The 6,702-nt window shown below is 73.5% G+C and carries 6 protein-coding genes; 2 read left to right on the top strand and 4 right to left on the bottom strand.

Features of this window, described 5'->3' with window-relative positions; genetic code table 11:
- The first annotated feature begins 428 nt into the window (after positions 1 to 428).
- A complete protein-coding gene (locus tag NBZ85_RS25525; RefSeq protein WP_261562735.1) occupies positions 429 to 653 on the top strand; it encodes a hypothetical protein in 225 nt (74 codons plus the stop codon).
- A 323-nt stretch (positions 654 to 976) separates the two neighbouring features.
- Here the strand turns inward: NBZ85_RS25525 and NBZ85_RS25520 are convergent, their stop codons facing one another.
- From NBZ85_RS25520 to aroA, 4 genes are all read right to left on the bottom strand, one after another.
- Complete coding sequence (locus tag NBZ85_RS25520; protein WP_261554126.1) at positions 977 to 1,696, bottom strand: glycerophosphodiester phosphodiesterase; 720 nt, start codon at positions 1,694 to 1,696, stop codon at positions 977 to 979.
- Positions 1,697 to 1,791: 95 nt separating this feature from the next.
- Positions 1,792 to 2,637 (bottom strand): histidinol-phosphatase, encoded by an 846-nt coding sequence (hisN, locus tag NBZ85_RS25515; RefSeq protein ID WP_372517654.1) that lies wholly within the window; start codon positions 2,635 to 2,637, stop codon positions 1,792 to 1,794.
- Between the two features lie 99 nt (positions 2,638 to 2,736).
- Entirely contained in the window at positions 2,737 to 3,723 is a 987-nt protein-coding gene (gene rsgA, locus NBZ85_RS25510; protein WP_261554124.1) for a ribosome small subunit-dependent GTPase A, read from the bottom strand.
- 68 nt (positions 3,724 to 3,791) lie between these two features.
- Positions 3,792 to 5,114: a 3-phosphoshikimate 1-carboxyvinyltransferase gene (aroA, locus tag NBZ85_RS25505; protein ID WP_261554123.1), complete on the bottom strand. Its 1,323-nt coding sequence runs from the start codon at positions 5,112 to 5,114 to the stop codon at positions 3,792 to 3,794.
- Between the two features lie 62 nt (positions 5,115 to 5,176).
- Between aroA and NBZ85_RS25500 the strand changes: the two genes are divergently transcribed.
- Positions 5,177 to 6,616, top strand: coding sequence for an amidase (locus NBZ85_RS25500; protein WP_261554122.1), 1,440 nt, complete (start codon positions 5,177 to 5,179; stop codon positions 6,614 to 6,616).
- Positions 6,617 to 6,702 lie beyond the last annotated feature (86 nt).

Here is a 6,702-nt window from a genome sequence, read left to right as displayed (position 1 = left end):
CGTTGGCGGAGACCCGGGCGGGGGCGGTATGCAGCCATTGCGGGTCCGGCCTGGCCGGGGGCCGCGCGCTGCGGCGAAGTTCGGGTCTATGCTCGCGTGGCCTCGGATGGACGGCTAAGCAGCGGGTCGGCGGGAAGCCCTCGGGCAGATGCGGTCTGCACTTCTCGGCTGAACCGCTCTCCCCGATGCTCTTCGACGCTCTTCGGCCGTGGGAAGTTCCCAGGGTCGACCGAGATCCTGCCCACTCGTACCTTGTGCATGACCGCCTGTTCGGGCCAGCCGGCGTTCGGATGATGCACAGTCTTCGGCGCGGGTCTGCATTAACAGGTCGCCACCCGCTATCGTGGAGTTCAACGGGCAGGCCGGCGTCAATATGGCCTATCCTTGGTGGCGTAACACCAAAGTCCTCAAATCTCGGAGGTCGACCCTTGGCACGCCGTGCACGACTCAGCTGGCCGCAGGAACGGCGCCAGGCGAGTGAAGTGGTTGTCAGCCGGGTTGACCCCGGGCGGGGCTGGACGCTGGAGCAGGCTCGTGACCTGGTGCGACAGGGTTACTCCGTCGAGCACGTGGCGGGCCGGACCGGGTTTCCGGAGCAGATGCTGAAAGTCGCCGAGGAGTCTGACGAGACCGAGGAGGCGGAGGAGGACTGAGCGGAGTCACCCACCATCCCGGTGTCAGGAAAGTGCCACGGTGAGCCATCGTCGCCACGGGTGCTGGTCGCGCGGTAATCACTTCTGTCGGCCAATCCGTTGGACCGGCCGGCGGATCTTTCGTGGCCACTCTCTGTCGATGGTTGCTATAGCTACCTGAAGCTAACCTAACTGTCGACGATATGACAGTGCGCCGGAGCCGGGTCACGCTGCGCACAACGCAATGGGCGACTTCGTTCGCTTCGTCAACTAATTCGCCTGGTACGCCGCCCGTGCTGCTTCCAGCTCACCCGCCGGTCCAGCGCTATGCCGGTGGTCCAGAGCTATGCCGCGGCGGAACCGCTGATCCGCACCAGCCGCGCCAGATGGTCGCTGTAGACCGCGTCAAGCCCGTATCCTGCCAGACGGGTCAGCGTGCTTGTGCGCTGCGCATCCCACCCGAACGCGGCGATACCCAGATCGTGCAGAACGGCGACGATCCGCGCCCGCGGTGGCGTCCATTCCCGGGTCCGTAGGTTCAGCGCGGCCACCCCGGCGGCGTGCAGCCGCCCGCCGTATGCGCTGACCCCGCCGCCATCCATCACGGTCCGCATCGACGTGGAGTTCACCAGGCGCACATCAGGATCCCGGTCCCGGAAGGCGACGAGCTCCGGCAGGTACCCGCACAGCCACAGCCGCCGGGCCGCCGCGCTACCGCCTGCCTGCCTGGTGACGGCGACCACGGCGGCCGCCGCGGACGCCCAGCCACCGGGCGGGCCCTTCAGATCCAGGCTGAACTCGAACGACGTACCCAGTTCCGCGTAGAACGCGGTCAGCGTCGGCACCCAGCCGGGCAGCCGGTCGGCGGTCAGATCACCGATCCGCCGCCGCCGGCCGGGCGGTCCGAGTACCCCGTCGTGGTGCAGCACCGGCACCCCGTCCGCGGTCAGCCAGGCGTCCGACTCCAACCCGTTCGCCCCGCCGGCCAACGCGCGCCGGAACGCGGGCAGGGTGTTCTCCCGTTGGTGCGGGGCCGGCGCCCCGCGGTGCGCGAAGCCGATCACCGGCCGCCACTCATTTCCGTCATCCGAATATCAGGACCGTCCGGGGAAACTCCGCGGATGCTGCGTGGGGGACCTCCGGAGGTTCGTGGGGGACCTCAGGAGGTGAAGGAGCGCAGCGCCACCTCGTGCAGGTGGCCGTTCGTCGTCAGGACGGTGCCGTGCCCCGGGCCTCGCAGGCCGGTCAGGTCGGTGAACCGGCCGCCGGCCTCCTCGACGATGACCTGCAGCGCCGCCATGTCCCACAGGGACACCTCGGGCTCGCAGGCCAGGTCCACGGCGCCTTCGGCGACCATCATGTGCGACCAGAAGTCGCCGTAGCCCCGGGTCCGCCAGACCTGGTCGGCCAGGTGCAGGAACTGGTCGAGCCGGTTCGCGGTCCGCCAGCCCTCCACCGAGGCGAAGGACAGGAACGCGTCGCCCAGCCGGCTGACCGAGGAGACCTTGAGCGCCCGGGTGTCGCCGGTGGCGTCCCGGGTGAACGCCCCGGTGCCCCGGGCCCCCCACCAGCGTCGGCCCATCGCGGGCGCGCTGGCCACCCCGACGACCATCTCGCCGTCCACCTCGAGGCCGAGCAGAGTGCCCCAGACCGGCACGCCCCGCACGAAGTTCTTCGTCCCGTCGACGGGGTCGAGGATCCAGCGCCGCCGGGCGCCCGCACCGACGAGTCCCTCCTCCTCGCCGAGGACGGCGTCCCCCGGCCGGGCGACGGCGAGTCGCTCGCGGATCATGGATTCGACGGCGGTGTCGGCGTCGGAGACCGGCGTGTTGTCCGGCTTGGATTCGACGTGCAGATCAACGGCTTGGAAGCGGGAAAGAGTAATCCGATCGGCGGCGTCCGCAAGACTCAGCGCGAGCGCGAGATCGTCGGCGACGGGGACGGGGACGGCGTCGATGTCCTCGGTCGATTCGGTGCCCACGGAGGTGGGGTTAGGCGGGGTCACGCCTGCGAGACTACGAGTCGAGCCCACTCACGCGTCGGTCACGCGGACGGTGGGCCCCACGTGGCGGGAAGAGTGTGACCAATCTCCCGGCGCATATTCTCAAAGCGGGGTTCCACGCGCGGCCAACAACCGGCGAAGGCTCGCGAGCCGCGCGGCGTCAGCGCCACCGGTGCGCACCGCGGAATCCAGGGCGCAGTCGGGCGACGGCGCGAGATGCTCGCAGCCGGGCTGGCAGCGCTCGGCCGCGGCGGCGATGTCGGAGAAGGCGCGCAGCACCCGGTTCGGCGTCACCGCGCCGAGGCCGAACGACCGCACCCCCGGTGTGTCGATCACGGTCCCGCCCTGGGGGAGCAGCAGCGCCACCGCTGCAGACGACGTGTGCCGCCCGCGGCCCGTCACGGCGTTGACCTCGCCGATCGCCCGGTCTGCGGCCGGCACCAGCCGGTTGACCAGGCTGGACTTGCCGACCCCGCTGTGGCCGAAGAACACACTGACCCGGTCGGTCAGCTGCGCCAGCAGCGGGTCGAGGTCGCTGTCCGGACGGGTCGTCAGCACCGGGAATCCCAGCGGCCGGTACAACTCGATCAGCGACGCGGGGTCGGCCAGATCGGTCTTGGTCAGGCACAGCAGCGGGGACAATCCGCCGTCGTAGGCGGCGACCAGGCAGCGGTCGATCAGGCCCGGCCGCGGCGCCGGGTCGGTCACCGAACAGACGATCACCAGGATGTTGGCGTTCGCGACGATCGGCCGCTCCGCGGGGTCGCTGTCGTCGGGGGTGCGCCGTAGGACGCTCGTGCGCTCCTCGCGGCGCACCAGCCGGGCCAGCGCCCCGGACGTCCCCGAGACGTCGCCGACCAGCGCGACCCGGTCCCCGACGACCACCGACGTGCGGCGCATCGACCCGCCGCGCACGGCGGCGACCAGCCGCTGCGGCGTCGGGTCCGGCCGGCAGGTGTAGCGGCCACGGTCGACCCCGACCACCACCGCCGGCACCGCCTCGGCATGGTCGGGCCGGTCCCGGGTCCGGGGGCGCGAGCTGCGCCCCGGTCGCACCCGGACGTCGTCCTCGTCCAGTTCGCGGGCCATCGGCTAGCCCACGACCCGCGACGCCGCGTCGTTCGTCCGGCCACCCGTGCCACTCATCCGGCCAGCCCTCATCCGGCCAGCATCGCCGTCCACATGCGGGGGAAGTCCGGCACCGTCTTGCCAGTCGTCGCGATGTCGTCGATGACGATCCCCGGCACGACCAGGCCCACCACCGCGTACGCCATGGCCAGGCGGTGGTCGGCGCGCGGGTCGAGCCGCGCGCCGCGCAGGGGCGCCGGCTCGATCGCCAGCCCGTCGTCGGTCACCGTGATCCGCGCGCCGAGGCGGCCGAGCTCCTGGGCGAGGGCGACGAGCCGGTCGGTCTCCTGCAGGCGCAGGTGCCCGATGCCGCGCAGGCGGGAAGGCGAGTCGGCGAGGGCGGCGAGGGCGGTCAGGACGGGCGCGGCCTCCCCGAAGTCGCCGAGGTCGACGTCGATTCCGTGGATCCCGCCGCCGCCGCTGACCGCCAGGCCCGCCGCGGTGCGCTCGGTGATGGCGCCCATCGCCGCCAGCAGCGTGGGGAGCATCCGACCGGGCTGCTCGGTCGCCTCGGGCCAGTCCGGCACCACCACCCGCCCCCCGGTGGCGAGCGCCGCCGCGAGGAAGGCCGCAGCGCTGTTCATGTCCGGCTCGATGGCCCGGTCGGCGGCGGCGAGCTCACCGGGCTCGACCCGCCAGCGCCGGCTGCCGTCGGTGCCGGGCGGCGCGACCTCGACCACCGCGCCGGCCGCGCGCAGGTCGGCGACCGTCATGTCCAGGTAGGGGCCCGACGGCAGGCGCGTTCCGCGGTGGATCACCGTGACCCCGGCGTCGTAGCGGGGGGCGGCCAGCAGCAGCCCAGAGACGAGCTGGCTGGAGTCGGAGGCGTCGACGATGACCTCGCCACCGGGCAGCCGGCCGCGGCCGCGCACGGTGAAGGGCATCCGGTCGCCGTCGATGTCGGCGCCGAGCCGGCGCAGTGCGCCGAGCAGCGGGGTGAGCGGCCGGTCGCGCATGCGGGCGTCGCCGTCGAACTCGACGTCGCCCTCGCGCAGGGTGGCCAGTGCCGGGGTGAACCGGGCGACCGTGCCCGCGTTGCCGCACTCGGCCCGCGCGTCGGCGGCGATCCGCGGGGACGGCGCGGGCCGCACCACCCAGTCCGGGCCGTCGGTGCTGACCTCGGCACCCAGCGTGCGCAGCACGCCGGCCATCAGCAGGGTGTCCCGCGAGCGCAGGGCGCCGCGCAGCCGGGACGTCCCGTTCGCCAGGGCGGCGAGAACAAGCGCCCGGTTCGTGCCGGACTTCGCGCCCGGTACCGGGACGACGGCCGTCACGGGGCGCTGCGCGGTCGGGGCCGGCCACGGATCGGACTGCGTGCCCGTGGCCTCGGCGCCGGTCAGGATGCTCACCATGACAGCATGCCGGATGGGTGGCCGCCCTCGGTGCGGCCGTACCGTGCGGGTCGGTGAATCGGGTGCGCCGTGACTACCCGGCGCTCGGCGCCACCGAGCTGGCCGCGCTGGTCGGCGCCGGGCTGATCGCCCCGTCGGCCCCGGTCGAGGCGGCCCTGGCCCGGCTGCGGCAGACCGATGGCGCGTTGCGGGCCTTCACCGACTGCTGGCCGGCCTGGGCCGTGCACCGGGCCGGCATGGTCGGCCGGGCGCTCGCCCGCGGCGCACGGCTGCCGCTGGCCGGCGTGCCGATCGCGGTCAAGGCGGGCAGCGGCGTCACGGCACCCACGACCCGCCGGCTGCTCGCCGCGGGGGCCATCGTGATCGGGACGACGGCGGTGCCGGTCGCCGCGGCGCATCCCTGGCAGACCTGGGGTCACACCACCCGTGGCCCGACGGTGAACCCGTGGCGACCCGATCGGGTGCCCGGCGGCTCGTCGGCCGGCTCGGCGGTCGCCGTCGCCAGCGGGGTCGTGCCCCTCGCGACCGCCGGGGACGGCGCCGGCTCCACCCGCATCCCCGCGGCCTGGTGCGGGGTGGTCGGTCTCAAGCCGACCAGCGGCCGCTTCCCCGGCCCCGACCGCGCCGGCCTGACCGTCCCCGGACCGATCGTCCGCCGCGCCGCCGACGCCGCCGCCTGGTGGGCGGTCGTCGCCGGCGCCCGCGAGTTACCACCGGCGCCGCCTCCCGAGGGGGGACCGGCCGGTGAGGGACCGGTGGGAGGCGTGTTGTCGGCGGCGGCGGAAGGTGAGCCGATTCCCGGGCTGTATCCCCCGCTCGGCATCGGTCTGCCAGATCCGACCGACCCGACCGACCCGACCGATCTGTCTGGCTCGTTCGATCTGTCCGACTCGTTCGATCTGTCCGATCCGTTCATCGGTCGGGAGCGGGCCGGTGGGCGGCTCGGAATCGCCGTCTGGTCGTCGACGCTCGGCTTCGCGAGCCCCGAGCCGGAGGTGGTCGCCGTGAGCCGGGCCGCCGCCGACCGGCTTGCCGTCGCGGGCGTGCTGGCTTGGACGGACGTGCCCGTCGAGCTGCTCGACCCGGAGGCGGCGTGGACCGCGCTGAGAGCGGCGTCGGCGGGCCGGTGGACGGCGGGCCGGTGGACGGCGGCCGCTGGGACCGCGGCCGCATCGAACGCCGCGGCGGTGCGCGCGCACAACGATCGATGCCTCGCGGGCGTGTTTGCTCGGGCGGACGTGCTGCTCACGCCGACCACGCCCAACCGGCCGCATCCGCATGCGGGCCCGGGCGAGGTCCGCAGCGTGAGCCTGACCTGGGCATTCAATCTCAGTGGGCAGCCGGCGGTGAGCGTGCCCGCGGGTTTCACCGCCGACGGCTGCCCGGTCGGGCTGCAGATCGTCGGCCGTCATGGCGAGGAGGGCCGACTGCTGCGCCTCGTCGCCGCACTCGAACGGCTCGTCCCCTGGCCGTCGCCGGGGCCGGATCAGTGGACCAGCTAGCGCGTCCAGTCTCCAACCTAGTCGATCATGGTGTCCCGCGAAACCACGCTGCGACACCCGACACCCGACACCCGACACCCCTACCC

Origin of the sequence: Frankia tisae (assembly GCF_025403405.1) — a bacterium.
In the GTDB taxonomy this organism is placed as follows: Bacteria; Actinomycetota; Actinomycetes; order Frankiales; family Frankiaceae; genus Frankia; species Frankia tisai.
Note: the sequence above shows the minus strand (reverse complement) of the source record. Positions and strands in the feature narration are given on the sequence as shown.

Excerpts from the sequence above, each read along its gene's own strand:
- aroA (WP_261554123.1), bottom strand. The coding sequence starts at position 5,114 with ATGGTGAGCATCCTGACCGGCGCCGAGGCCACGGGCACGCAGTCCGAT.
- rsgA (WP_261554124.1), bottom strand. The coding sequence starts at position 3,723 with ATGGCCCGCGAACTGGACGAGGACGACGTCCGGGTGCGACCGGGGCGC.